Source organism: Acinetobacter sp. ANC 4862, assembly GCF_004336635.1.
Lineage (GTDB): Bacteria > Pseudomonadota > Gammaproteobacteria > Pseudomonadales > Moraxellaceae > Acinetobacter.
The window spans coordinates 29,159-51,001 of the sequence record NZ_SJXH01000025.1 but is presented as its reverse complement, the minus strand read 5'-3'; the positions used below and the strand labels follow the sequence as shown (position 1 = coordinate 51,001).

22 protein-coding genes and 1 pseudogene are annotated in these 21,843 nt (G+C 40.1%); 11 read left to right on the top strand and 12 right to left on the bottom strand.

What is annotated here, in order from left to right; all coding sequences use genetic code 11:
- The 3 genes and pseudogenes from E0409_RS11380 to rpiA all read right to left on the bottom strand — a co-directional run.
- Positions 1 to 103, bottom strand: a pseudogene (locus tag E0409_RS11380) (IS5/IS1182 family transposase); the annotation flags it as partial.
- A 107-nt stretch (positions 104 to 210) separates the two neighbouring features.
- Positions 211 to 885: a M48 family metallopeptidase gene (locus tag E0409_RS11375; RefSeq protein ID WP_131290969.1), complete on the bottom strand. Its 675-nt coding sequence runs from the start codon at positions 883 to 885 to the stop codon at positions 211 to 213.
- 140 nt (positions 886 to 1,025) lie between these two features.
- Complete coding sequence (gene rpiA / locus E0409_RS11370; RefSeq protein WP_131290967.1) at positions 1,026 to 1,697, bottom strand: ribose-5-phosphate isomerase RpiA; 672 nt, start codon at positions 1,695 to 1,697, stop codon at positions 1,026 to 1,028.
- Positions 1,698 to 1,804: 107 nt separating this feature from the next.
- Between rpiA and ilvA the strand changes: the two genes are divergently transcribed.
- Positions 1,805 to 3,343: a threonine ammonia-lyase, biosynthetic gene (ilvA, locus tag E0409_RS11365; protein ID WP_131290965.1), complete on the top strand. Its 1,539-nt coding sequence runs from the start codon at positions 1,805 to 1,807 to the stop codon at positions 3,341 to 3,343.
- Positions 3,344 to 3,387: 44 nt separating this feature from the next.
- Here the strand turns inward: ilvA and E0409_RS11360 are convergent, their stop codons facing one another.
- Complete coding sequence (locus E0409_RS11360) at positions 3,388 to 3,933, bottom strand: hypothetical protein (RefSeq protein WP_131290963.1); 546 nt, start codon at positions 3,931 to 3,933, stop codon at positions 3,388 to 3,390.
- Positions 3,934 to 4,258: 325 nt separating this feature from the next.
- Between E0409_RS11360 and E0409_RS11355 the strand changes: the two genes are divergently transcribed.
- Positions 4,259 to 4,909, top strand: a complete 651-nt coding sequence (locus E0409_RS11355) for a potassium channel family protein (RefSeq protein WP_131290961.1) — start codon at positions 4,259 to 4,261, stop codon at positions 4,907 to 4,909.
- 3 nt (positions 4,910 to 4,912) lie between these two features.
- A complete protein-coding gene (locus tag E0409_RS11350; protein WP_131290959.1) occupies positions 4,913 to 6,253 on the top strand; it encodes a TrkH family potassium uptake protein in 1,341 nt (446 codons plus the stop codon).
- A gap of 68 nt (positions 6,254 to 6,321) precedes the next feature.
- Here the strand turns inward: E0409_RS11350 and E0409_RS11345 are convergent, their stop codons facing one another.
- The 3 genes from E0409_RS11345 to E0409_RS11335 all read right to left on the bottom strand — a co-directional run bounded on the left by E0409_RS11345 (position 6,322) and on the right by E0409_RS11335 (position 11,366).
- Positions 6,322 to 7,476 carry a phospholipase A gene (locus E0409_RS11345; RefSeq protein WP_131290957.1) on the bottom strand — a complete coding sequence of 385 codons (1,155 nt, stop codon included), beginning with the start codon at positions 7,474 to 7,476 and terminating at the stop codon, positions 6,322 to 6,324.
- A gap of 24 nt (positions 7,477 to 7,500) precedes the next feature.
- The gene (locus E0409_RS11340; protein ID WP_131290955.1) at positions 7,501 to 10,440 is read right to left on the bottom strand and encodes an insulinase family protein; all 2,940 of its coding nucleotides are present in this window, start codon (positions 10,438 to 10,440) and stop codon (positions 7,501 to 7,503) included.
- A 476-nt stretch (positions 10,441 to 10,916) separates the two neighbouring features.
- Positions 10,917 to 11,366 carry a GNAT family N-acetyltransferase gene (locus E0409_RS11335; protein ID WP_131290953.1) on the bottom strand — a complete coding sequence of 150 codons (450 nt, stop codon included), beginning with the start codon at positions 11,364 to 11,366 and terminating at the stop codon, positions 10,917 to 10,919.
- A gap of 137 nt (positions 11,367 to 11,503) precedes the next feature.
- Here E0409_RS11335 and E0409_RS11330 point away from each other — a divergent pair, with 137 nt between their 5' ends.
- The 3 genes from E0409_RS11330 to E0409_RS11320 are packed head-to-tail and all read left to right on the top strand — an operon-like array spanning position 11,504 to position 13,480.
- The gene (locus E0409_RS11330) at positions 11,504 to 12,508 is read left to right on the top strand and encodes an adenosine kinase (protein WP_131290951.1); all 1,005 of its coding nucleotides are present in this window, start codon (positions 11,504 to 11,506) and stop codon (positions 12,506 to 12,508) included.
- A gap of 14 nt (positions 12,509 to 12,522) precedes the next feature.
- Positions 12,523 to 12,834 carry a Rieske (2Fe-2S) protein gene (locus E0409_RS11325; RefSeq protein ID WP_171458811.1) on the top strand — a complete coding sequence of 104 codons (312 nt, stop codon included), beginning with the start codon at positions 12,523 to 12,525 and terminating at the stop codon, positions 12,832 to 12,834.
- A 28-nt stretch (positions 12,835 to 12,862) separates the two neighbouring features.
- On the top strand, positions 12,863 to 13,480 hold the full coding sequence (locus E0409_RS11320; RefSeq protein ID WP_131290947.1) for an OB-fold-containig protein: 618 nt from the start codon (positions 12,863 to 12,865) through the stop codon (positions 13,478 to 13,480).
- Positions 13,481 to 13,577: 97 nt separating this feature from the next.
- On the opposite strand, the gene E0409_RS11315 is transcribed toward E0409_RS11320, so the two are convergent.
- Both E0409_RS11315 and E0409_RS11310 read right to left on the bottom strand, forming a co-directional pair.
- Positions 13,578 to 14,243 (bottom strand): YidB family protein, encoded by a 666-nt coding sequence (locus E0409_RS11315; protein ID WP_131290945.1) that lies wholly within the window; start codon positions 14,241 to 14,243, stop codon positions 13,578 to 13,580.
- Positions 14,244 to 14,353: 110 nt separating this feature from the next.
- Positions 14,354 to 14,824, bottom strand: a complete 471-nt coding sequence (locus E0409_RS11310) for a DUF6231 family protein (RefSeq protein WP_131290943.1) — start codon at positions 14,822 to 14,824, stop codon at positions 14,354 to 14,356.
- 34 nt (positions 14,825 to 14,858) lie between these two features.
- Between E0409_RS11310 and E0409_RS11305 the strand changes: the two genes are divergently transcribed.
- The gene (locus E0409_RS11305) at positions 14,859 to 15,731 is read left to right on the top strand and encodes a DUF2797 domain-containing protein (protein WP_131290941.1); all 873 of its coding nucleotides are present in this window, start codon (positions 14,859 to 14,861) and stop codon (positions 15,729 to 15,731) included.
- Between the two features lie 60 nt (positions 15,732 to 15,791).
- On the opposite strand, the gene E0409_RS11300 is transcribed toward E0409_RS11305, so the two are convergent.
- From E0409_RS11300 to E0409_RS11290, 3 genes are all read right to left on the bottom strand, one after another.
- Positions 15,792 to 17,660, bottom strand: a complete 1,869-nt coding sequence (locus E0409_RS11300; RefSeq protein ID WP_131290939.1) for a SurA N-terminal domain-containing protein — start codon at positions 17,658 to 17,660, stop codon at positions 15,792 to 15,794.
- A gap of 131 nt (positions 17,661 to 17,791) precedes the next feature.
- Positions 17,792 to 18,064 (bottom strand): non-specific DNA-binding protein Hbs, encoded by a 273-nt coding sequence (gene hbs, locus E0409_RS11295; protein WP_004651791.1) that lies wholly within the window; start codon positions 18,062 to 18,064, stop codon positions 17,792 to 17,794.
- A gap of 158 nt (positions 18,065 to 18,222) precedes the next feature.
- Complete coding sequence (locus tag E0409_RS11290; RefSeq protein WP_131290937.1) at positions 18,223 to 18,690, bottom strand: phasin family protein; 468 nt, start codon at positions 18,688 to 18,690, stop codon at positions 18,223 to 18,225.
- A 192-nt stretch (positions 18,691 to 18,882) separates the two neighbouring features.
- On the opposite strand from E0409_RS11290, the gene E0409_RS11285 reads away from it, so the two are divergent.
- From E0409_RS11285 to iscU, 4 genes are all read left to right on the top strand, one after another.
- Positions 18,883 to 19,530 (top strand): hypothetical protein, encoded by a 648-nt coding sequence (locus E0409_RS11285; protein WP_131290935.1) that lies wholly within the window; start codon positions 18,883 to 18,885, stop codon positions 19,528 to 19,530.
- Between the two features lie 112 nt (positions 19,531 to 19,642).
- Positions 19,643 to 20,116: an Rrf2 family transcriptional regulator gene (locus tag E0409_RS11280; RefSeq protein WP_131290933.1), complete on the top strand. Its 474-nt coding sequence runs from the start codon at positions 19,643 to 19,645 to the stop codon at positions 20,114 to 20,116.
- 1 nt (position 20,117) lies between these two features.
- Positions 20,118 to 21,335, top strand: a complete 1,218-nt coding sequence (locus tag E0409_RS11275; RefSeq protein WP_131290931.1) for an IscS subfamily cysteine desulfurase — start codon at positions 20,118 to 20,120, stop codon at positions 21,333 to 21,335.
- A gap of 86 nt (positions 21,336 to 21,421) precedes the next feature.
- Positions 21,422 to 21,808, top strand: a complete 387-nt coding sequence (gene iscU / locus E0409_RS11270; protein WP_131290928.1) for a Fe-S cluster assembly scaffold IscU — start codon at positions 21,422 to 21,424, stop codon at positions 21,806 to 21,808.
- The last annotated feature ends 35 nt before the right edge of the window (positions 21,809 to 21,843 follow it).

Here is a 21,843-nt window from a genome sequence, read left to right as displayed (position 1 = left end):
GCCTGTTGTCTTTGGCAGTTACTCCAACAGTACTCGCTCGTCCGGGCAACAGATCCTTAATCTGTTCCCACTGATCATCTCTTAATGCATAGCGTTTAGTCATGAAAAAATAATGAGGACAGGTTAGATTTTCTCAAGCTAATTAATGACAGGCCCTAGCTAACCAATGAATCGTAATAGACATTCGTTTCATTAAGTGGCTCTTTATCTTCACCACCAATATGGCATTGGCGTACTTTTTAATAATTTCCGATGCTGTTGAAAATTGGCATCATGCTTGTGAACTTCCGCCCAAAAATGTGGGCTATGATCAAAGTGCTTGGTATGTGCCAGCTCATGCACACAAACATACCGGGTAATCTTTTCAGGAAATAGCACCAAGCCGCTATTCAACATAATGTCATGCTTCGATGTACAACTTCCCCATCGTGTTTTAGGCTGACGAATCGCACATTTGCCAAAACTCAAATTACTTTCTTGGCTCACATCCCCCAAATAAAGCGGAAGATGCTGCTTTGCATAGGCTATTACAAACGCTTTTAAATATTGTTCAGGCTGACGATCACTGATCAAAAGTTTTAAATTTTCACCATCAAAAATAAAACCATGCTTTTGGCTTTGATACATGATTTGTAAAGGTTGATCCAAATTAAACAGCTGTAATTCATTCGGTAAAGTTTTGTCTATTTGAACAATTTTTTCTTGCTGTTTCTGCCAAGTTTGAATGAGCCATTGCTCAGAATGATCTATAAAATTTTGAATTTGTCGTTTGCTGCAAAGTACGGGTGCAGTTAAACGGATCTGAGTCGGCTCAACACGTAAACGTAAATTCTTCGCTCGCGCATGACGGACAATTTTGATTTCAGGTAGGTCGTTTAGGGTCATTTTTATATTTAATCGTTATTTTAATACCCCTCGATCCCCCTTTGATAAAGCGGGAAGTTCAAGCTTTTAAAAGTTTCGAGGAGCCTTATTAAATTACAGACTTTCCCCTCCTTTGAAAAAGGAGGGTCAGGGAGGATTTCTTAAACAGCAGTACGCTCTTCAATACCATTATCCGTTGCAACAATTGCGATATCCGCTTTGTTCAATGCAAAAATACCGTTACACACTACACCCGGAATGTTATTCAGGGTTTTTTCAAGTTCAAGCGCATTCAAGATATTAAAGTTATGCACATCTAAAATCACGTTACCGTTATCAGTAACTACGCCTTCACGGTAAACCGGATCGCCACCCAAGCTTACAATTTTACGTGCCACCGCAGAACGCGCCATTGGAATCACTTCTACAGGCAGTGGGAAATCATGACCCAATTGTTCAACCCATTTAGAATCATCAACGATACACACGAATTTTTTCGCAATTGAAGCGACAATTTTTTCACGTGTTAATGCTGCACCGCCACCTTTAATCATATGCATATGACGGTCAATTTCATCTGCACCATCTACATAAGCGTCCAAACCGCCTACAGAGTTCATGTCGACCACTTCAATGCCTAATTTTTTAAGACGCTGTGCTGTTGCTTCAGAACTTGCCACAGCAGCTTCCAATTGCAATTCTGGTAATAATTCAATGAGGAAGTTCACAGTACTTCCTGTACCTACACCCAAAATCCCGCCTTTAGGCAAGTGCTTTAAAGCCGCTTTCGCAGCAGCTTGTTTCTTTTCATCTTGGGTCGCATACAGACTCATAACTTGGCTCAACTATTTTTTGACATTTGTTGCTGATTATTCAGCCCAAATGTACAGGGGTTTGTTACAATAAAGGCCTATTTTAAACTGTTAGATGGAAAATTAACATGCTGTCTCGTTTGGTTCGACAAATATTACAAGCAACGGTGTATGACGTTGCAATCGAAACTCCACTCGAAGCAGCGCCACGAATTAGTGAAAAGCTAAACAACAACATTCGCTTTAAACGCGAAGATTTACAACCTGTCTTTTCCTTTAAACTACGCGGTGCTTATAACCGTATTAGTCAACTACCGAAATCTCAGTTGGAACGTGGCGTTATTACGGCTTCAGCAGGTAACCATGCACAAGGTGTGGCGCTATCTGGTCAAAAACTGGGAATTCGCGCCATTATTGTGATGCCAAAAACCACACCCGACATTAAAGTCCAGGCGGTAAAACGTTTGGGTGGTGAAGTGGTTTTGCATGGCGATTCTTTCGATGTTGCCAACAAATATGCTATTCAACGTGCAACCGAAGAAGGCATGACTTTCATTCCGCCTTATGACGATGAACTGGTGATGGCGGGTCAAGGTACTATTGCCAATGAAATCTTGCGTCAATGGCGTGATGTGGAATATGTATTTGTTGCTGTCGGCGGTGGCGGTTTAATTGCCGGTGTTGCTGCTTACTTAGGTGATGTCGCTCCACATGTAAAAGTCATTCCTGTGGAATATGATGAGTCAGCATGTTTAAAAGCAGCCTTTGAAGCCAATGAACGCGTGATTTTGCCCTCTGTAGGTTTATTTGCTGATGGTACTGCTGTTGCACAAATTGGTGCAAAACCATTTGACGTGATTCGCCTGCAAAAATCAGACAACTCAGGTCCAATTGTTGAGCGTGACGTCGTCTTGGTCAACACCGATGAAATCTGTGCAGCCATTAAAGATACCTATGACGAATGCAGAAGCATTGTTGAACCTTCTGGTGCAATGGCACTTGCAGGGATCAAAAAATATGTCGCTGAACATGGTTTAGAAAATAAAAACATGGTGTCGATTGTTTGTGGTGCCAACATGAACTTTGATCGTCTACGTTATATTGCTGAACGTACCGAACTGGGTGAACGTAAAGAAGCCATTTTTGCAGTCACCATTCCAGAAGAAAAAGGTTCATTCCTGAACTTCTGCCGCGCCTTGCAAGGTCGCAACATCACTGAATTCAACTACCGTGCCAGCTCTTCTAGTGCTGCTCAAGTGTTTGTCGGCATTAGCTTGAAAGGTGGCGAAAAAGAACGTCACGACATTTATGACACCTTGACAACGCAATATGATGTTGATGACTTGTCTGATGATGAAGTGGCAAAACTGCATATCCGTTATCTAGTTGGTGGTCATGCGGATATCGAAAATGAACGCCTATTCCGTGTCGAGTTCCCGGAACGTCCAGGCGCATTACTGACTTTCTTGGAACGCCTAGGTCCAACGCATAACATTACCCTATTCCACTACCGCAACCACGGTGCAGCGGAAGGTCGTGTACTGGTTGGCTTAGAAGCAAGCGACGCGAAACAGAATCCAGATGGTTTAATCGAAACATTGGAAAGTATTACTTATCCATATGCTGAAATCACCAATAATCTAGGGTATCAACGTTTCCTAAAATAACACTCAGACATCAAAAAAGAGCCTGCAAATGGCTCTTTTTTGTTTTAGGTTGATCTTAAACAGTCCAGTTTTATATAGTGTTCTATACAGATCGCGTCATCCTTAAATTGCTTCGAGAAAGACTTACAGAATTTATGGATTTCAACATCCTCTTTAGGAACTGCCATCCAATAAGCCGCCTCTGCATAAATGATTAATAATTCTAAATTTTGCGACTTTAGCAGAGCATAAATTTCTTCAAAAACAATATCAAAAGCTTGCGCATTCACATTGTAGTATTTCCCAATGGTCTCTTTATGCTTCTTATAATGCTCATATAAAGGCATGGTTCTTTTACGAATTTTCTGCTGGGTTAAACCCATATCAATATTCATGTGCTGCAAAATAGCACATCGCTCCAGCCCATTCTCATGAGGGTTTTCAGAATCAATAGACATTAAATAAGCCTGGAAATGGTTAGCTACTTTTTCAGCTGCCATCCACTCCAGAAATTGCTGAAAGAAATGCCTGTGTTTCTTCTTTGGGATTTCTCGTTGTTCCAGCAGCGGAAACCATCCCTGCAATATCTTAAAGATCTTTTTATCATCCATTTTAATTCACTATATAAATAGAAAATTATATGAAGAATGATATACAGTTTTTTTGAAGGTTTTGTGACGTTATGCAATGAGCACAATCATTCTTTTATAGCCTCAAAATCTCCTCAAATGATTAAGCAGTAAAAATTCAATCATTTATAAAATTTTGCATATTAATGCTGTCTGCATCTCATTATCTCGTCTTAGAAATAAGCCTTTGTTATATATAATTTTGTAAGCCTGATAGCTGAATGAATAATAAAATTATAAAATGAGTTTATATTTACATACATTTCATGAATCAAAACCACATAAAAATGGATAAGGAATACGCTGAATGGCACTATTTACAGTCATTGGTTTAGGTAGTTTTGGTGCCACTGTTGCCACCCAACTGGTGAACTTAAATCACGATGTGATTGGGATCGACAACAACAAAAAAAATGTTGAAAGCATTTCAGATCAAATCACCCATGCCGTGATTGCAGATGCCACCGATGAACATGTACTCAAAGAACTCAATATTCAAAACTGTGAAGCCGTTGTGGTGGCGATTGGTGAGGACATTGAATCCAGTATTTTATGTGTCCTGCATCTGAAAAACATGGGGATAAACAAGATTTGGGCCAAGGCTAAATCCCAAGCCCATCACATGATTTTGACCCATCTCGGCGTGAATAAAATCATCCATCCCGAAGAGGATATGGGTACCCGCGTGGCCCAGTCTTTAAGCTACCCGATGGTTAGTCGTTATATGGGTATAGAAGACAATCATTTCATCGTTAAAATTGAAATCAAGGCAAATCAAAAGGGTGAGCGCTTCAATCACCTTATGGATCATGGCTCAGGAATTAAAACGATTCTGCATAAACGCGGCAAGGAAATTTCATATAGCATTGATCCCAATTTAATCCTGCAAGAAGGTGATATCTTAGTGGTTGAAGGTGAACTTGAACCCTTACGAAAACTGTCTGCCAGGTTTAAATAAAATATGAATCAAGCGCAAAATAAAAAGCATCATACCGTCAATCTGAGCCCTCCCAGCTTACTTGCCTTGGGGTTCTTAAGTTTTATTTTTGCAGGCACCTTATTACTTAAACTTCCCATTTCACATCATGGAGAATTAAGCTGGCTCAATGCCCTGTTTACCTCCACCTCTGCCGTGACCATTACCGGTCTTTCCGTGGTCAATGTCGGGGAAGCCTATACCACTTTTGGTCAAATCGTGATTATGCTTTTGCTGCAGATTGGTGGCTTAGGTTTTATGACTTTTGCCATCCTTGCTGCATTAAGCCTGTCTTCCAACCTCAAATTAAAACAACAGGTCATGGCGCAGGAAACCATTGGTCAAACCAGTCTAGCCCGAGTATCTTTCACCATTAAAGGCGTGCTTTTATATTCCTTATTTTTTGAAGCAGTCGGTACAGTTATTCTCACCATTGCCTGGATGCAGGAATATGATTTTACCCGTGCATTTTTCTATGCCGCTTTTTACAGTGTTTCTGCTTTTAATAACGGTGGTTTTTCACTTTTTCCCAATAGTCTGATGAGTTTTGCAGACCATTACCTGATTACCTTTACCATTAGCATGCTTTACATTATTGGTGGAATCGGCTTTGTGGTACTCATGGATATTAAACGTGCCCATCGCTGGAAAAAATTAAGCACCAATAGCAAATTAATACTCTCCACCATTGCAGGGTTAAACCTGGTTGCCTTTATCGTCATTTGGGCATTAGAAGCAAACAATCCGCTAACACTTTCCAGCATGAGTCTGGGTGATCAAGCTCTAAATTCCTGGTTCCATGCCACCGTTCCACGTTCATCAGGTTTTAACAGCTTGGATATGTCCAACATGACCGATGCTTCAACCCTAGTCACCATGATCCTGATGTTTATTGGCGGTGGTTCATTAAGTACTGCGGGTGGCATTAAAGTTGGTACCTTTATTATTGTGGTTTTAAGTGTGATCACTTTTTTACGCCGTTCTGAAGAATTGCGCGTATTTAATCATTCCGTTTCCAAGGCCACCTCATTTAAAGCTTTAGCCGTTGTTTCAATCACAGCCATATTAATCTTTTTTGGATTTTTTAGCCTGCTCATTTTAGAACCAGAAAAAGACTTTCTGGATTTACTGTTTGAAGCGGTTTCAGCCGCCTGTACCGTAGGCTTGTCCCGTGGGGTGACCAGTGAACTTCAACCTGCAAGCTTGATTGCTTTAATCTTACTGATGTTTGCTGGTCGTTTGGGACCACTGACTTTGGCTTATCTGATTGCCACACCTAAAAAGAGTCGCTTAAAACACCCACCGGCAGATATTCAAATTGGTTAGCTGTTATTAATTTTCGATATAAAAAAACCACTCCGTGGAGTGGTTTTTTTATGAAGCATTGATAAATTTTAATACCAATTCATCAACGATACACCTAGACCGATATAAGTGGCGTGGTGGTTATAATCAATCAGGCTTTCACCATAACCATCAAATAACTGGAAGTGCCCACGTAATTTCCCACTAATCGGGAATGCCCAATCAAACTGAGCAGCACCATGTGCATCATCACCGCCTTTAAGCGAATGACGCAGCATGAGTGAAAATTCATGATCATTCTTGCGGTAGAATGCGGTTAAATCCCCACGACCAATATAATTTTTAATGTCGGGATTGTTATCGTCTTTAGCAGTTTCTTCAATGCGATACCAAGGTCGTAACATCAACGCGAAGTTGTCGCGTTCCAAACCAACATTAAAAATAATACGATTCCAGCTACGTGATAAAGGATCCGCACGACCATTGGACTGATGGTTTAACGTCAACCCCAGTAAACGTGCGTTTAAACCCAATATTTCATAATTGGTCCGAAAAATCAGGCTGGCTTCCGGTTCATAATTGGTTTCACGAAAAGGACGTGATGCATCTGCGTTATAGACCTGCCAACGTGATGATTGCGTATAACCGAACCAGATATCACCGTTGTCACCAAACAGGTTTTCAACCGCTTTGGTTTTTAATGAGAGTTGAAATTTTGCTTCCATCGATTTCAGATTTTGCTCATCACCTACTTGAACCGTATTATTTTCATTCGGACTGGAAGGACGTTCATTTTTATCCGAAGTCCAAAATCCAGGCATGAGATAAACGGGCTGATGCGCACGAATATTCCAGGTGCCAAGTTTGCTGTCGGCAGACAATTCCCAACGCTTATCCAGCAAAGATCGATTTGGGTCAATTTTAGGACCTTCAACAGCAAACAAATTACTGACCCCCTGACTGATTTTATCCTTAATCGTTTCAGGTTCAGTCGGTTTAGGTGCAATTTCATTTGCTGCCTGACGTTCAGAAAGCAGCGGTGTTTTCTCAGCCTCGGGTACTTTAAACAAAGTATCATAACAAGCCAAACGATCCGCATTTGATTCCAATGCCACACAGGCTTCAGGACTTGCCGGTGTAATTGAAGATCCGGGACTTACTGCATTTACATTCGTCACATACAATGAACTGAGCATGATCATGCTCAGTTGCAAAGTAGTGCGTTCAATTGTTTTGAACGCCATAGGGTCTGACCTCAGTTGATTCTTTTAGTTTACCTGTTTGATATCAAAGCCAAGTTCAACCAAAGTGTCACGTTTCGCAACGGGTGCAACCACAGCTTTCACTGGTTTTTGCTGAACCAGATATTGTTCTGCAACGCGTTTTAAATCATCCAGAGTGACTGCAAGTAAACGTGCACGTAATTGTTTTCGAACTGCCGGTGTACGTGCATGCAATAAAGCATAGCAAGCACTAATCGCTTCACCCGCAGGAGAACCCGGTTTATCCATGCTCGCAACCAAGCCTAAAATTGCTTCTTCAAGTTGATGCTCCAGATGCTCGGTATTCAACAACCAGTCAATACTTGCGTCAAAGTCTTTAAATGTTTCTGCCAAGCGTGGATCACGGTAGCTATAAAAACGGAATGAACATGCATTGCCGTCATAACTCGCGCCACCACCATAAGCCCCACCTTTTTCACGAATCGCACTATGCAAGAAGCCATTACGTAAATATGCAGCCAACACCATTAACGGCGCTGCATCAGGATGAGAAACTTCAACTGCAGGATAAGCGGAAGCACAGAATTGAACATTGGCTTGAATTAACCAGGCTTCGTCTTTATTACTATTTTCTGTGAAAATTGTCGTTAATTCTACCGGTGTTTTATCAACGGCCAACTTGTCCCAAACATCTTGAATTTCTTCAATCAAACGATCAGATTGATGTTCTTCACAGACCAGTAAGAACTGTTTCGGCGCTTGTAAAAGTAAACGATGAATGGCTTTTAATTCCGCAATTAAAGCATCATATGCAGCTTCGTCATTTTCAATTTTAGCAACCAGCTCAGTTAACCAGTTCAACGCACCCAGACCGGTATTTTGGTAATCGCGTTGTGCCAAAGCACTGCAATTACGTGATGCAATTTGCATCGCATAACTATGACCTGAACCTGAAATACGTGATTGCCAACGGGTTTTACGTTGTTGCAACAATTCAATAATACGGTCTTTTTCATCAAAACGTAGTTGTTCAAATGCCAACTTCAATATACGAATGGCTTCAAAATTATTCACCAACGATTTGGTGGTCAACGTGAGCCAAGCGCTGATTTTGTTTTTATCATCCACTTTTGAACGTAATGATGCACCCATCCCAACGCCACCGCTGACTGCGGTTTGCAGTTGCTGAAGCTCAAGATAATCGTACTCGCCAGCACCGACTTCACCCAACAATACAGACAGCAAGGTGAAATATGGCGATTGCACCACTTCATCTGGAATTTTAACCGTCACTTGTTGATAATAAAGACCATTGGTGCCCGCATGGTACAAATTCAAAGGCGTATCGTAATTATTACTGATAATTTCGCGCAATTGACCCTGCACAATATGCAGATCCGCAGGCACATCTTCCAGCCCTACTTTCGGCAACAAGTTCATATCATCTGGCGTATCTTGACGAACTTTCAATGCTTCAGTTTGCTTGATGATTTCAGCTTTTTGCTCATCAGTCAGTTTGGCACCAATTTCAGCCAAACGTGCTTTTTCAGCTTCAGCTTCCTTCGCAGATTTAGTTGCATCGGGTACCAAAGTCATTTGCACACGATGGGTATTATCAAGCAAATGTTCTTTAATCAGATTCGATAACCACATTGGGTCTTTGAGCTCTTCTTTGACTTGCTCAATCGCAGTATCCACGTCCCAAACATGAATTGGGTCACTGTGATGAATCACACTGCCTAAACCATTTAAAATCAGGCTTAAACCATATGGCATACCGTCGCCATTGATTTCACGTTGATGCAATTCAATCTGATGTAAAATAGCATCGACCATTGCAGAGTCAACCGGTTTAGAGGCAACCTCTTGCAGAATTTTAAATACGCCTTCTTTAAATTCTTTCGCATGTTCAGGATTTGAACCTTGCACGCCACAGAAGAAGGTCATTTCAAAGTTAGAATCATCTACGCCCATAATTGGGCCGGTAGATTGTGCATAATCACAGGTTTCCAGATAATGACGTAATGGCGAAGCAGAATCTTCCAGTAAAATCCCTTCAACCAGACGCATGCCCAAGCGCAATTTAATATCGCTCGCTTCAGGCAATAACCATGAAATAATGTGATAGGTTTTATCTTTTAAATCTTCTGCATCTACAGCATAAGTTTCTGTGACTTCAATCGGTGCAGTTAAACGTGTTTCAGGCGTTGAATGCAGCGTTTGACCTTTCTCGAATTTAGATAAGGCTAAAGTTTCAAATTGTTCTTGCAAATGATAGGCAGATTCATTGCCAAAAGTCATAAACACCGCATTACTTGGATGGTAATGTGACTTATAGAAATCGACTAACTCTGGGTAAGTTAAATCAGGAATATCTTTCGGATCACCACCTGAATTGTAATGATAGGTAGTTTTCGGGAATAAATGATGCGCCAGTTGATGATACAACTGATCTGAAGGAGAACTCATCGCCCCTTTCATTTCATTAAACACCACGCCTTTATACACAGGTTGACCATCTTCCAGCTCAATACGAATCCCTTCTTGAGCAAAATCAAGTTCGTTTAAATTCGCAGCAAAAGCGGCATCCAAATAGACTTCCAGCAAGTTTTGAAAGTCTTTTTTGTTTTGCGTTGCAAATGGATAGGCCGTCCAGTCTGCTGAAGTAAACGCATTCATAAAGGTATTCAGTGAACGACGAATCATCAGAAAGAATGGGTCACGAACAGGGAATTTTTCAGAACCGCATAATGCAGTATGTTCTAAAATGTGCGCTTCACCCTTTGAATCCATCGGTTGAGTACGGAACGCCACCAGAAAGACATTTTCATCCAGATCACTGGCAAGGTGATAATGCGTCGCACCGGTCACTTTATGTTTATATTCAGACACAAAAACGTCTAAGGCCTCAACATGGTGTTGACGTATCAACTGAAACGCAGGATGAACAGTTTGAGTAATGGTTTCAGTGACATCTACAGTCATGTGATCTCCTCATGTATACATATTTATAAGATGTTGTGATTATACCTGAATCTTGAACTATATGGATTCGTACAGTTACGAATTTCCTAGCATTTCAGTCCAGTTTGAACTGTGTTCTTTTTTAATCAAAATCAGCACTATTTTCAATGCAGAAAAATAGCAACCGATTGCTATTTTTTTAAATCAGATCCAAAAACATTTTATGTCTTTAAAACATGTTTTGAAGTGACGGTATTGCTCAAATAAACAGTGATCTGCACTATCTTGTGGTTGATTCACCAGACTGACTTATTAAAGGTCTTTGCTAACATTTCAACCGATGCACTTAACTCAAGATTAAAATTTAAAGCTGTTTTTTAATTCTATAGAATCTACTTGAGTCATTAAAATTCATCCGTGGAATTTAAAAGTGAGCGTAATCATGATGCTGATGTGACCACTCAAGCTCCACAGCATCATGACCAGGGGTGATTAAACTAGAGCAGATATTTGAAATAGCTATAATTCGGATGATTTTCAACAAAAACATAATTTTGTTTCTGATAGAAATTTGCTGCAGATTTAGTATCCGTATTCAGACAAAGTGCGGAAAAATTTGCCCGGGCATTTTTTTCCAGATGTTGTAAAAGCTGTTTGCCTACCCCATGCTTGCGGTATTTCGGCAAGACATAAAAACGACGTACCCGACCAATACGAGCATCAATTTCGTTTTCATTCCACTGCTGATTTAAGCCTCCACAGGCGATCAGTTTCTCATCATCATAAACAAAAAGCAGCAATTCCCCCGGCTGATCAAACCTGTTTTTGCCACTTTCATATTCTTCAATCAATTGACCAACCAACTGAAATCCTTCTTTCTGAGCTTGCTTGGCTAATTCTGTGATTTGTGCAGGTAATTGTTCAGCTTTAGCAATCGTGATATTCATCTAACCTTCCTAATCGTTTCCTATCGTGCATTTTGTACGAATAAATCAGCCATATATTGAATTTTATTCATCAATCTACAGCAATCATGAGCATTGGTGTAAACTTAGCGTTTTATTTTGAAATGTGAACGAAAGACATGGCAACTGTTGATCTTTTTGCAATTGGTAATGCATTAATCGACCAAGAATTTAAAGTCTCTGATGATTTCCTTATTCAACAAAATTTGCAAAAAGGCACTATGCAGTTGACTGATGGTGAAACACAAGCAAATTTATATAATAATTTAAAAGAAACGCAAGTATACAAAGGTCAAGCATCTGGTGGATCTGCTGCAAATACCACCGTTGCTTTTAGTGCTTTAGGCAGTAAGGCATTTTACGGATGCCGTGTCGGCAATGATAAACTCGGTCGTATTTACCTACAAGGTTTAAACGAAGCCGGTATTCAAACTACTGAAAAATCTGTCAGTGAAGGTGTGACTGGTACCTGTATGGTTCTTGTCAGCCCTGACTCTGAACGTACCATGCAAACTTTTCTGGGCATTACTGCGGAACTCAGTGAAGCACAAATCAATTTTGAACCCTTAAAAACGGCAAAATGGCTGTATATTGAAGGTTATTTATCGACCAGCGATACTGCACGCAAAGCGGTTAAACACGCACGTGAAATTGCCAAAGCTAATGGTGTAAAAATTGCATTAACTTTATCTGATCCGGCAATGGTGCAATATGCCCGTCAAGGTTTGGATGAATTGCTTGATGATGGCGTAGATGTATTGCTTTGTAATTATCATGAAGCATTAATGTATACAGAAACCGATTCCATTGAAGCTGCATTGGCTAAATTGCAATTAAAAAGCAAATACACTGTCATTACATTATCTGCAGAAGGCGCTTTAATTTCCGATTCCGAGCAAACCCTTAAAGTTCCAGGTCGCAAGGTCACAGCGGTAGATGCCAATGGTGCCGGTGATGCCTTTGCAGGTGCTTTCCTTTATGCATTAAATGCAGGTTTAAGCCTTAAAGCTGCTGCTGAATTGGCAATTTTGATTTCAAGTGAAGTCGTTTCACAATTCGGTCCACGCCTGAGTGTAGAAAATTACGCGGAATTATTAAACAACTTCCAAAAGGAATGTGCATAATGATTAAAATTGCGATGACGGAAGAAATTCCTGAACGTGAAGCGCGTTCATACGAAACGCCGGATGGTGATACCATTTTTATTACTCAGCGTGATGGTGCATTTTATGCCTATCAGAATCTCTGCCCGCACTTACAGGTGGAACTGGAATTTTTAGAAAACCAGTTCCTAGATCGCGATCAGGAATACATCGAATGCTCTACTCATGGAGCACTGTTTTTGGTTGAAACAGGTGAATGTATTTCTGGCCCTTGTCAGGGGCAATCACTTGAAAAAGTAGCGATCAACGTGCATTCTGATGGTGGAATTTACCTCAACGAAGAATAAATAGAACATAATTTAATGGAATCTTGCCATGCTTGAGTTTTTACATAACTATGACTTAATCCCGTTTCATTTAAGTTTACTGGCTTTAGTTTTACTCAGCATGGCAGAAACCCTTGGCTATTACTTTAATATTCGCCCGACGCAATATCTAAAGAAACTCTCTCCAAAGAAACTTTCTGAATCACCTTTGCTGAATGTTAAATTTTCCAAAACACTGATTGTGGTGTTTTTGCTGATGAACTTCAGTTTTGCAGGCTATTTTCTTCAACTGTGTGTTTATACCCAGCAACAGCAATTTCTGCCTGCTTTTTACTTGGTGATCCCTGCACTCATCGTTGCAATTTTCTTCACTGTGTTTATGATTCATTGTCTTGATCAAGTCATCAAACCCACGTTTACCAGACATCAAGTCAGTTTACTTGGACGTTTAGCTACGATATCCAGTGGCAATGCCCGCCCAGGATTTTCCGCTCAGGCACGGGTGCGAGACAGCTTTGGTCAACTGCATTATGTTCAAGTTGAACCGGAATTTGGTGAACTCGAATTTCAGTCACAGATTATTTTAATTCGTCTAAAAAAATCGCACTATATTGCTAAAAAAATATCCAAATCCAATACCCTCTTTAGCATGGAAAATCATCAGTAACATTTAAGTCGTTAAGATAGTGAGTCCTGAAAATTAATTTCAGGTATAAAAAAACCAGTCAGGTCAAAAACCCAATGGGTCTTAAAAAAGCAAAATCTTAACGTTTAAGAAAGCCAGAAACCAATTTCATGACTTGTTGAATATCTGCATTGGCTTCCTGTTTATTGGTCTGCTCACCTTGTGGGGTCAATGAATCAATAATTTGTGGTAAAACCGTTGAAATCGCACTGTAAATATCCTGTTTAGGCACGTGCGCTTCTTCCGCCACCTTTTCTACATCCTGCTCATCAAATAAACATTGAACCTGCTGTTGATCCACACCTGCATTTTCACCCGGACCAGTCGAAACCCAATCATCCACTTGACTGGTTAAGCCTTGGCCTTTCAATTTATCCAAAGCACCTTGTATACCCCCCTGCTTTTGAATCCACGCCAAAACCAAAGGTAAAACTGCAATCAATAATGTTTTTGCACCACCACCCACACTACTCGTTTGTTGTGTTCTTTGAGTTTGCTGGTTTCTACCACCTAACTGGCTCAGGACCGAACCCAAAATCCCGCCTAATCCACCTTGTTGTGACTGTTGGGATTGCGGGTTGGATTGAGATTGTTGCTGCGTATTGTTACCACTCATTTGTCCCAGTACGGAACCTAAAATCCCACCTAGACCGCCCTGCTGTGATTGATGCTGTGACTGATTTTTCTGATTGCCACCCAAAGCCTGTTTCGCCAACATTTCTACAATATTGCTAAGATTGGTCATCGTATTATCCTTTTATTCACTTAGGAAAAGCATACGATGCTTTCAAAACCAGCAATGAGGACAAATTGTTAAGTTTTGCAAGATTTGGAAAAGCAATAAATGCTTGAATCTTACCAGCGAAATTTATTCCAGTTTTCTGGATTTGCCCAAAACTTGGAATTAAACCAGTCCGGCACATGCTTATAGGTCAGGATATTAAATTGCCATAAAGCAAAATCGCTATCATGCCGAGTTTTATCAATCAGCTGGGTAAAGCCTAAAGAACGTAATAATTTCTCATCTTGCAACTGACTCACCACCACAATACGCTTCGCCATCAAATCACGTAGTTTGACCAACAATCGTGATTTTTGATTATCGGAAATATCAAGTAACTCTGGTGAATCAAGCAATACCAGCCCCAAGTCATATCGCTGTGTAAAAGGCAGATTTAAAAACTCAATTACGTTAAAATAGTGCCATTGAATTGATTGATTGTTGTCGTATTGTGCAAGATTTTGGCCAATACATAATGCAGTTTGAATAGGCTGTTCTTTGGATAAATCGTCTAGCATTGAAGCGATGACATTTTGTTCAGCCATAACTGCATCCTTATTATTTGAGAGAGTATTCTTCATGGAACTACAAGGCATTTGCCATAAAATGCATGCAGGTCTAAAGGACCCTATTGTAACTGATCAACAGACCCGTAAGGCAAATGTAGAATATAAATTTGTGCTAGATCGCGCTGAAATTGATCTGCCATTTAGTTTAGGACAAGAAGTCGAAATTGAGTGGACCGGCAATATTTATTGTGTTTCTTGTGGAAGTAAAACTCCAAAATCATACTCACAAGGTCACTGCTACAAATGCTTCAAAACCAAAGCTTCATGTGACATGTGCATCATGAAGCCAGAAACTTGTCACTATCACTTAGGTACGTGTCGTGAAGATAGTTTTGCGCATGAAGTCTGTTTCCAGCCGCATATTGTATACCTTGCCAATTCCAGTGCTTTAAAAGTGGGCATCACCCGTCAGGGACAAATGCCTACCCGCTGGCTCGATCAAGGTGCAACCCAAGCGCTACCCATTATGAAAGTGGGTTCACGCCGTCTATCAGGTCAACTGGAAATCATGTTTGGGACACAGGTCGCAGACAAAACCGATTGGCGAAAACTGCTGAAAGGTGAAGCTGAGCCATTAGATTTGATTGAAGTTCGTGAGCAACTGATTGAAGAATTTGCCCCGAAAATTCAAACCATTCGTGAGGAATTCAATCAAAACCTTGAATTCAATGAAACTGTTGAAATCATGGAAAGCGAATTGCCACGTGAGTTTGTTTATCCAGTCGATGAATATCCTGAGAAAATCAAATCGCATAATCTGGATAAGACTCCCGTTATTCGCGGCAAATTATTCGGGATTAAAGGTCAATACCTGATCCTGGATACCGGGGTGATTAATATTCGCAAATACTCAGGCTATGAACTTAAGCTACGCACTGAATAAAATTTTATTTAACTCATAAAAAAACCTGCATTAATGCAGGTTTTTTTATTTCATAGGAAATTATTTAATTTTCGCATGCGACTTAAGATATTGAGTGTAATCATCCAATTCTTGTTGACCACGAAGCTGTTGGTACAACTTAGACAATTCATTCAACTGCTCATCAGTTAAAGCATTAGACGTTGTCTTATTTACATTAGACACTGCCACAACCACCAACTCATTTGGCAATGAAGCTGTAGTCACTGACCACATACCCGCTTTCGGTGCTGGAACACTAAATGCTGCACGCTCAATCTCACGTTTCAGACCTTGTGAACGGGTAAATACACCTGCACTTTCAAATGCGATGTTGCTTTGCGCCAAAACAGTTGCAGCAGGTTGTGATTTAAAGCTATTTAATGCAGTTTGAATTTTTGCTTTGGCAGCATCAATTGCTTTTTGCTCAATGAGTTTAGCTTTTACACGAGGTGTTGCTTCTGCCAAAGTTTGCGCACCAGCCGCGTGGTAATTACGCACTTTCACCCAAACTGTATCACCATTTGCTAACTGGATACTGCTTGATGCATTACGGTCACCATTTTTCACATCATCATTAAATAGCTTAACTTTTACATTTGCATCGCTAAGTACAGGATGTTGAGTCGCTAAAGTCATGCCCTTGATTGATTGAACGGTTACACCCTTCACTTCTTGTGCAACAACATCAAGTGCATCAGTACCAACAACCATTTCATTTAAACTATTCACAGTATCTGAAAAGGCATTGGCAGATTTATTCTTTTGCAATTCAGCCAGCAAACGTGGTTTTTCAGTTTCAAATGATGGAAGCTTAACCGAAGCCGCTTCTGTTTCAATTAAGTGATAGCCATATTGGGTTTTAACTGGAGCAGATACTTGCGCTGACTTTAATGAATCCACAGCCTGGTCAAATGCATCACCAAATACACCTTTGGCATATGCGTCGATCACACCACCTTTGGCTTTAGATTCGGTATCATCTGAATATTGTGCAGCAGCTTGAGCAAAGGTCATGCCTGCTTTAATTTTCGCTGCCACATCATTGGCTAATTTCTTCGCTTTCGCATCTGAACGCGTATCTGCTGCAATTAAAATATGCTTCACTAATGGTTTAGCATCTTTCTTTTGCGCCTCTACATATGTTGCATAGGCTTGCTGCAATTCTGTTTCTGTCACTTGCGTATTCGCCGGCGCAACATTGGCAGGCGTTAATACCACATAATCCACATCAACACTTGCAACCTGCTTAAAGGCATTTTGATGTTTGTTGTAATAAGCAGCAACTTCTTGAGCCGTTACTTTTACATTTTTCTTATAATCATCAAGTTTGATGCTTGCAAGATGCAAGGTACGTTGTTCAGTTTGCAAGTTCGCAATTTGTTCAATATCCAGTTTGCTGACCAAAGCATAATCCATAAATGTTGAGGTCAACATTTTTAAGGCATGGTCTTGACGCAAATTCGCAATTAAAGCTTGACTGGTCATGCCCACTGAACGCAAATAGTTGGCATACAAGCTTTCCGAAAATTTACCGTTTTCTTGAAAGTTAGGTTGTTGGGCAACCATTTGCTCAATCTGTGCATCACTTAATGAAATACCCAAATCTTCAGCTTGCTGCAATAACAAAGTACGAGCAACCAGGGTATCCATCGCTTTATTTTGAATAAAAGATTGATTCAATAAAGTTTCATCACCATTGGCATAAGCCAAGTATTGTTCTTTAAATGATTTGGTCAGTGTTTCTAGTTCTTTTTTAGAAATTTCTTGGCCATTGACTAATTTTGCTGTGTCTTCTGACTTCCCGCCACTAAAATATCCTTCAATACCTACAAGCGCTAAAGGGGTCAAAAACAAAATGAGCAGTGCTTTGCCCAACCAACCCTTAATAACTTTACGAAAAGATTCCATAAGTATTCCAATATTTTATTTGTGAGGGATTTTACCCGAAAACCCCCAATGAATGAATGAGTTCAAACCGAAAATCGGCATATTAATAAAAAAACGCGCCTAAGCGGCGCGTTTATTGGCTTTAAAAAAGATTAAGCAACAGAATCTTTTAAACCTTTACCAGCTTTAAAGCTAGGAACTTTGCTTGCTTTAATTTCTAAAGCTGCACCAGTCTGTGGGTTACGACCAGTACGTGCTGCACGTTCTTTTACGTTGAATGTACCAAAACCAACAAGTGTTACAGTATCACCAGATTTAAGTGCTTCAGTAATTGAAGCAATTGTCGCATCTAAGGCTTTACCTGCATCAGTCTTAGACAATCCCCCTTTCTCTGCAATTGCATCGATTAATTCTGATTTATTCATGAAGATTACGTCCTCTTAATATCGTTTATTTAAGGTCTAAGGATTCCATAACACCTTTATAGCAATGCTTTAGGGCAAAACGCAATACTCTGGATATCGATTTCTGCAAAATAAATGCGAAAAAAATTGTTGAAAAATGCATAAAAAGCAAAATTGTTTCATTTTTTTACAATTTGCGCTTTTAATGACTTATTTTCTTCAACCAAAGAATCGACCTTGCTATGTAGTTGTAATATGAGACTTTCTAAATGCTGAATATCTTTTACCGTGACCAAACCAATTCGGTTTAAAGAATGGTTCACACTATGGTCGATTAGCTTCTCAACTTTATCTTTGGTATCGGTCACTGATTCTTTGGCCTTCTCTGACACCTTTTCTACGGTTTGGTCAGCGATTTCCGTGGTTTTAGACTCCAGTTCTTCTCCCACTTTAACTAAAGAATCAAATAGCTTATTTCCTTCTTCTTCTGCACGTGAAAAAGCACCTAAACCGGCAAGCCAGATCTGTTGGGTATATTTACGAAAATCTAGCCCTGATTTTCGCCCATCACGCGATTTATTCTTTTTTTTATCAGTATTTTCCGCTGGCTTTTGTTCATTGTCCTGATCTTTTATCTGTTTATCCATTCATTCTTTCTCCTGATTGTTTTATGTACGACCAAACATATTTATCCATAAAATACACTGATAATAGCAAATTAAATACTTGATAGATTTGCTAAACTGTTCTACAAAGCAAGATTATTATGTATCTGGTTTAAAGTCCTGAAACATACTTTACGAGCCAGGATGCTCTATTTCAGGTAAGGATTAAGTTTTATGAGTGAATCGCAGCAAAGTCCAAATCAACCGCATTTGTTGCTCACAATGGCTATGATTGTTCTTGAAACAATTTTTACCCTTATTTTGAAGCATGATCGCGTCATTGGTTTACAGGCTAAAAAATTTATAGATCAAAATGTTGCGATTAAAATTAATAGCTATTTGCCGTATTTTGATTTTTACGTTCAATTTACTGAACACGGGGTTTTATTTGACACCAAAGCACCAGAGCAAGCGGTTGATCTGGATATCCGCACCACCCTCATGGATTTAATTAAAGTCTTTGTGTTTGCTAACCGTCGCAGTATCAAAAAAATGCGTATCGATGGCGACCTGACGCTAAAAGATGAATTTCGCGATTTAGCTTTACTTTTTAGCTTTCCAAAAGTTTTGTCAGACTGGAAACAGTGGTTAACGGAACCCACTGATGAGCAAGATATTATTGCCTCTAAAAAACGGATTGTCCCTCTTTTAGAAAAAATCGACTCGCAACGCTCAAAAATAAATAGCCTGGAAGTTGAAGTGAAGCAATACCAAAATCGTATTCGTCGCATTCAACAAAAGCAGAAAAGAATTAATATCGTGTTTATTGTAATCACCGTGCTTTTGATCGCGTTATTAGTGTATAATTTATGGCTTGGATAAATATACAATTTTTCCTATAAAACAAAACAATTTAAAGCCTCATAAAAAACTTGACTATTTTAGTCAGGATTCTTAAAATCGACACATCTAGTCTAAACATGTGTATCGAATCATGCGTCTTACTACTCGCGGTCGCTACGCAGTGACTGCTCTACTTGATTTAGCTTTGCAGCCAACTGAACAAACGATCACGCTTGCTGAAATTGCAGCTCGTCAAACTATTTCTGTGGCTTATCTTGAGCAGTTATTTGCGAAATTAAAGCGTCACGGCTTAGTGTCTAGTGTACGTGGTGCCAACGGTGGCTACCATCTTGCTCGTCGCGCTGAAGAAATCACTGTGTTAGAAATTATTGAAGCTGTAAACGAAACAGTTGACGCAACGCGTTGTGATCATAAAGGCAACTGCCAAAATGGTGCAATGTGCTTGACTCATGATTTATGGCAAGAACTCTCCCACCACATTGCCGATTATTTAGCAAAAATTACGCTTGCTGATCTGGTAGCACGTGACAACGTACAAACCGTTGCAATCCGCCAAAATTCACCAAGTTTTGATTCAGCCCTTTTATCGGTTACAGGTATTTGACATGAAACGTCCGATTTATCTTGATTATGCAGCAACCACTCCGGTAGATCCTCAAGTTGCAGAACGTATGATGGAGTGCTTAACATTCGATGGTACTTTCGGTAATGCTGCATCTCGTTCTCATGCTTACGGGTGGCAGGCGGAAGAAAAAGTAGAATATGCACGTGAACAAGTTGCCAACTTGGTTAAAGCAGATCCACGTGAAATCGTGTGGACGTCTGGCGCGACTGAATCAGATAACCTTGCCCTAAAAGGTGTTGCGCAATTCTATGCCTCTAAAGGCAAACACATCATTACCAGTAAAATTGAACATAAAGCAATTTTAGATTCTTGCCGTGAACTCGAAGAAGAAGGTTTTGAAATTACCTATCTTGAGCCAGAACCAAAAACAGGTTTAATTACGCCTGAAATGGTTAAAGCTGCGATTCGTCCAGATACCATTCTTGTTTCATTGATGATGGTGAACAACGAAATTGGTACCGTGACTGATGTTGCTGCCATTGGTGAAATCACTCGCGCAAACAAAACCTATTTCCACGTTGATGCTGCTCAGGCCGCAGGTAAAGTTGAAATTGATCTTTCAACCATGAAAATCGATTTAATGAGTTTCTCTGCTCATAAAATTTATGGCCCTAAAGGTATTGGTGCACTGTTCGTACGTCGTAGCCCACGTGTTCGTCTTAAAGCTCAAATGCATGGTGGCGGTCATGAACGTGGTATGCGCTCTGGTACACTTGCAACTCACCAAATCGTGGGTATGGGTGAAGCATTTGAACTTGCAGGCAAAAACCTCGAAGCTGAACAGACACGTCTGCGTGTATTACGTGACAAACTCTGGAACGGCTTACAGGGTTTAGAACAAGTGTTCTTAAATGGTCACCCTGAATACAATGTTGCAAACTACTTAAATGTAAGCTTCAACTTTGTAGAAGGCGAATCATTGATGATGGCATTGAAAGATGCTGCTGTATCTTCTGGTTCTGCATGTACATCTGCAACCCTTGAGCCGTCTTATGTACTTCGTGCATTAGGTTTGTCTGATGAGCTTGCGCACAGTTCGATTCGTTTCAGCTTCGGTAAATATACCACTGAAGAAGATATTGACCATGTACTTGAAATAACCAAAGCGGCTGTACAAAAACTACGTGATCTTTCTCCTCTTTGGGATATGTACAAAGATGGTGTTGATCTGTCTACAGTCGAATGGGCTGAACACTAATTTATTCTTGGCATCTTATAGAATTTGCTTAAGATGCCCCCATATTAAATCTTATCAAGGCTGACCCCGAGGTTTGGAGACGCATCATGGCTTATAGTGAAAAAGTAATTGATCATTACGAAAACCCCCGTAATGTTGGTGTTTTAGATAAAAACGCTGAAAATGTTGGTACAGGTATGGTCGGTGCACCCGCTTGTGGTGATGTTATGCGCCTTCAGATCCAAGTAGATGACAATGGTGTGATTGAACAGGCACGTTTCAAAACTTATGGTTGTGGATCTGCTATTGCTTCAAGCTCGCTTGTAACTGAATGGCTTAAAGGTAAAACTTTAGACGAAGCACAAGCAATCAAAAACATTGATATTGCAACTGAACTCGCGCTTCCTCCAGTGAAAGTACACTGTTCTGTACTTGCTGAAGATGCAATTAAAGCTGCTGTTGAAGACTACCGCAGCAAAAAAGCTAAAGCTTAATGGCTTTAAGTTTTAAATAAGGAATAACGGAGTTT

Bases quoted from the DNA above. Each gene is read 5' to 3' on its own strand.
- rpiA (WP_131290967.1), bottom strand. From the start codon at position 1,697: ATGAGTCTGTATGCGACCCAAGATGAAAAGAAACAAGCTGCTGCGAAA.
- E0409_RS11345 (WP_131290957.1), bottom strand. From the start codon at position 7,476: ATGGCGTTCAAAACAATTGAACGCACTACTTTGCAACTGAGCATGATC.
- E0409_RS11355 (WP_131290961.1), top strand. From the start codon at position 4,259: ATGGCACTATTTACAGTCATTGGTTTAGGTAGTTTTGGTGCCACTGTT.
- E0409_RS11275 (WP_131290931.1), top strand. From the start codon at position 20,118: ATGAAACGTCCGATTTATCTTGATTATGCAGCAACCACTCCGGTAGAT.
- E0409_RS11300 (WP_131290939.1), bottom strand. From the start codon at position 17,660: ATGGAATCTTTTCGTAAAGTTATTAAGGGTTGGTTGGGCAAAGCACTG.
- hbs (WP_004651791.1), bottom strand. From the start codon at position 18,064: ATGAATAAATCAGAATTAATCGATGCAATTGCAGAGAAAGGGGGATTG.
- E0409_RS11310 (WP_131290943.1), bottom strand. From the start codon at position 14,824: ATGGCTGAACAAAATGTCATCGCTTCAATGCTAGACGATTTATCCAAA.
- E0409_RS11335 (WP_131290953.1), bottom strand. From the start codon at position 11,366: ATGAATATCACGATTGCTAAAGCTGAACAATTACCTGCACAAATCACA.
- ilvA (WP_131290965.1), top strand. From the start codon at position 1,805: ATGCTGTCTCGTTTGGTTCGACAAATATTACAAGCAACGGTGTATGAC.
- E0409_RS11330 (WP_131290951.1), top strand. From the start codon at position 11,504: ATGGCAACTGTTGATCTTTTTGCAATTGGTAATGCATTAATCGACCAA.
- E0409_RS11305 (WP_131290941.1), top strand. From the start codon at position 14,859: ATGGAACTACAAGGCATTTGCCATAAAATGCATGCAGGTCTAAAGGAC.
- E0409_RS11315 (WP_131290945.1), bottom strand. From the start codon at position 14,243: ATGACCAATCTTAGCAATATTGTAGAAATGTTGGCGAAACAGGCTTTG.
- E0409_RS11340 (WP_131290955.1), bottom strand. From the start codon at position 10,440: ATGACTGTAGATGTCACTGAAACCATTACTCAAACTGTTCATCCTGCG.
- E0409_RS11280 (WP_131290933.1), top strand. From the start codon at position 19,643: ATGCGTCTTACTACTCGCGGTCGCTACGCAGTGACTGCTCTACTTGAT.
- E0409_RS11360 (WP_131290963.1), bottom strand. From the start codon at position 3,933: ATGGATGATAAAAAGATCTTTAAGATATTGCAGGGATGGTTTCCGCTG.
- E0409_RS11290 (WP_131290937.1), bottom strand. From the start codon at position 18,690: ATGGATAAACAGATAAAAGATCAGGACAATGAACAAAAGCCAGCGGAA.
- E0409_RS11350 (WP_131290959.1), top strand. From the start codon at position 4,913: ATGAATCAAGCGCAAAATAAAAAGCATCATACCGTCAATCTGAGCCCT.
- E0409_RS11320 (WP_131290947.1), top strand. From the start codon at position 12,863: ATGCTTGAGTTTTTACATAACTATGACTTAATCCCGTTTCATTTAAGT.
- iscU (WP_131290928.1), top strand. From the start codon at position 21,422: ATGGCTTATAGTGAAAAAGTAATTGATCATTACGAAAACCCCCGTAAT.
- E0409_RS11285 (WP_131290935.1), top strand. From the start codon at position 18,883: ATGAGTGAATCGCAGCAAAGTCCAAATCAACCGCATTTGTTGCTCACA.
- E0409_RS11375 (WP_131290969.1), bottom strand. From the start codon at position 885: ATGACCCTAAACGACCTACCTGAAATCAAAATTGTCCGTCATGCGCGA.
- E0409_RS11325 (WP_171458811.1), top strand. From the start codon at position 12,523: ATGACGGAAGAAATTCCTGAACGTGAAGCGCGTTCATACGAAACGCCG.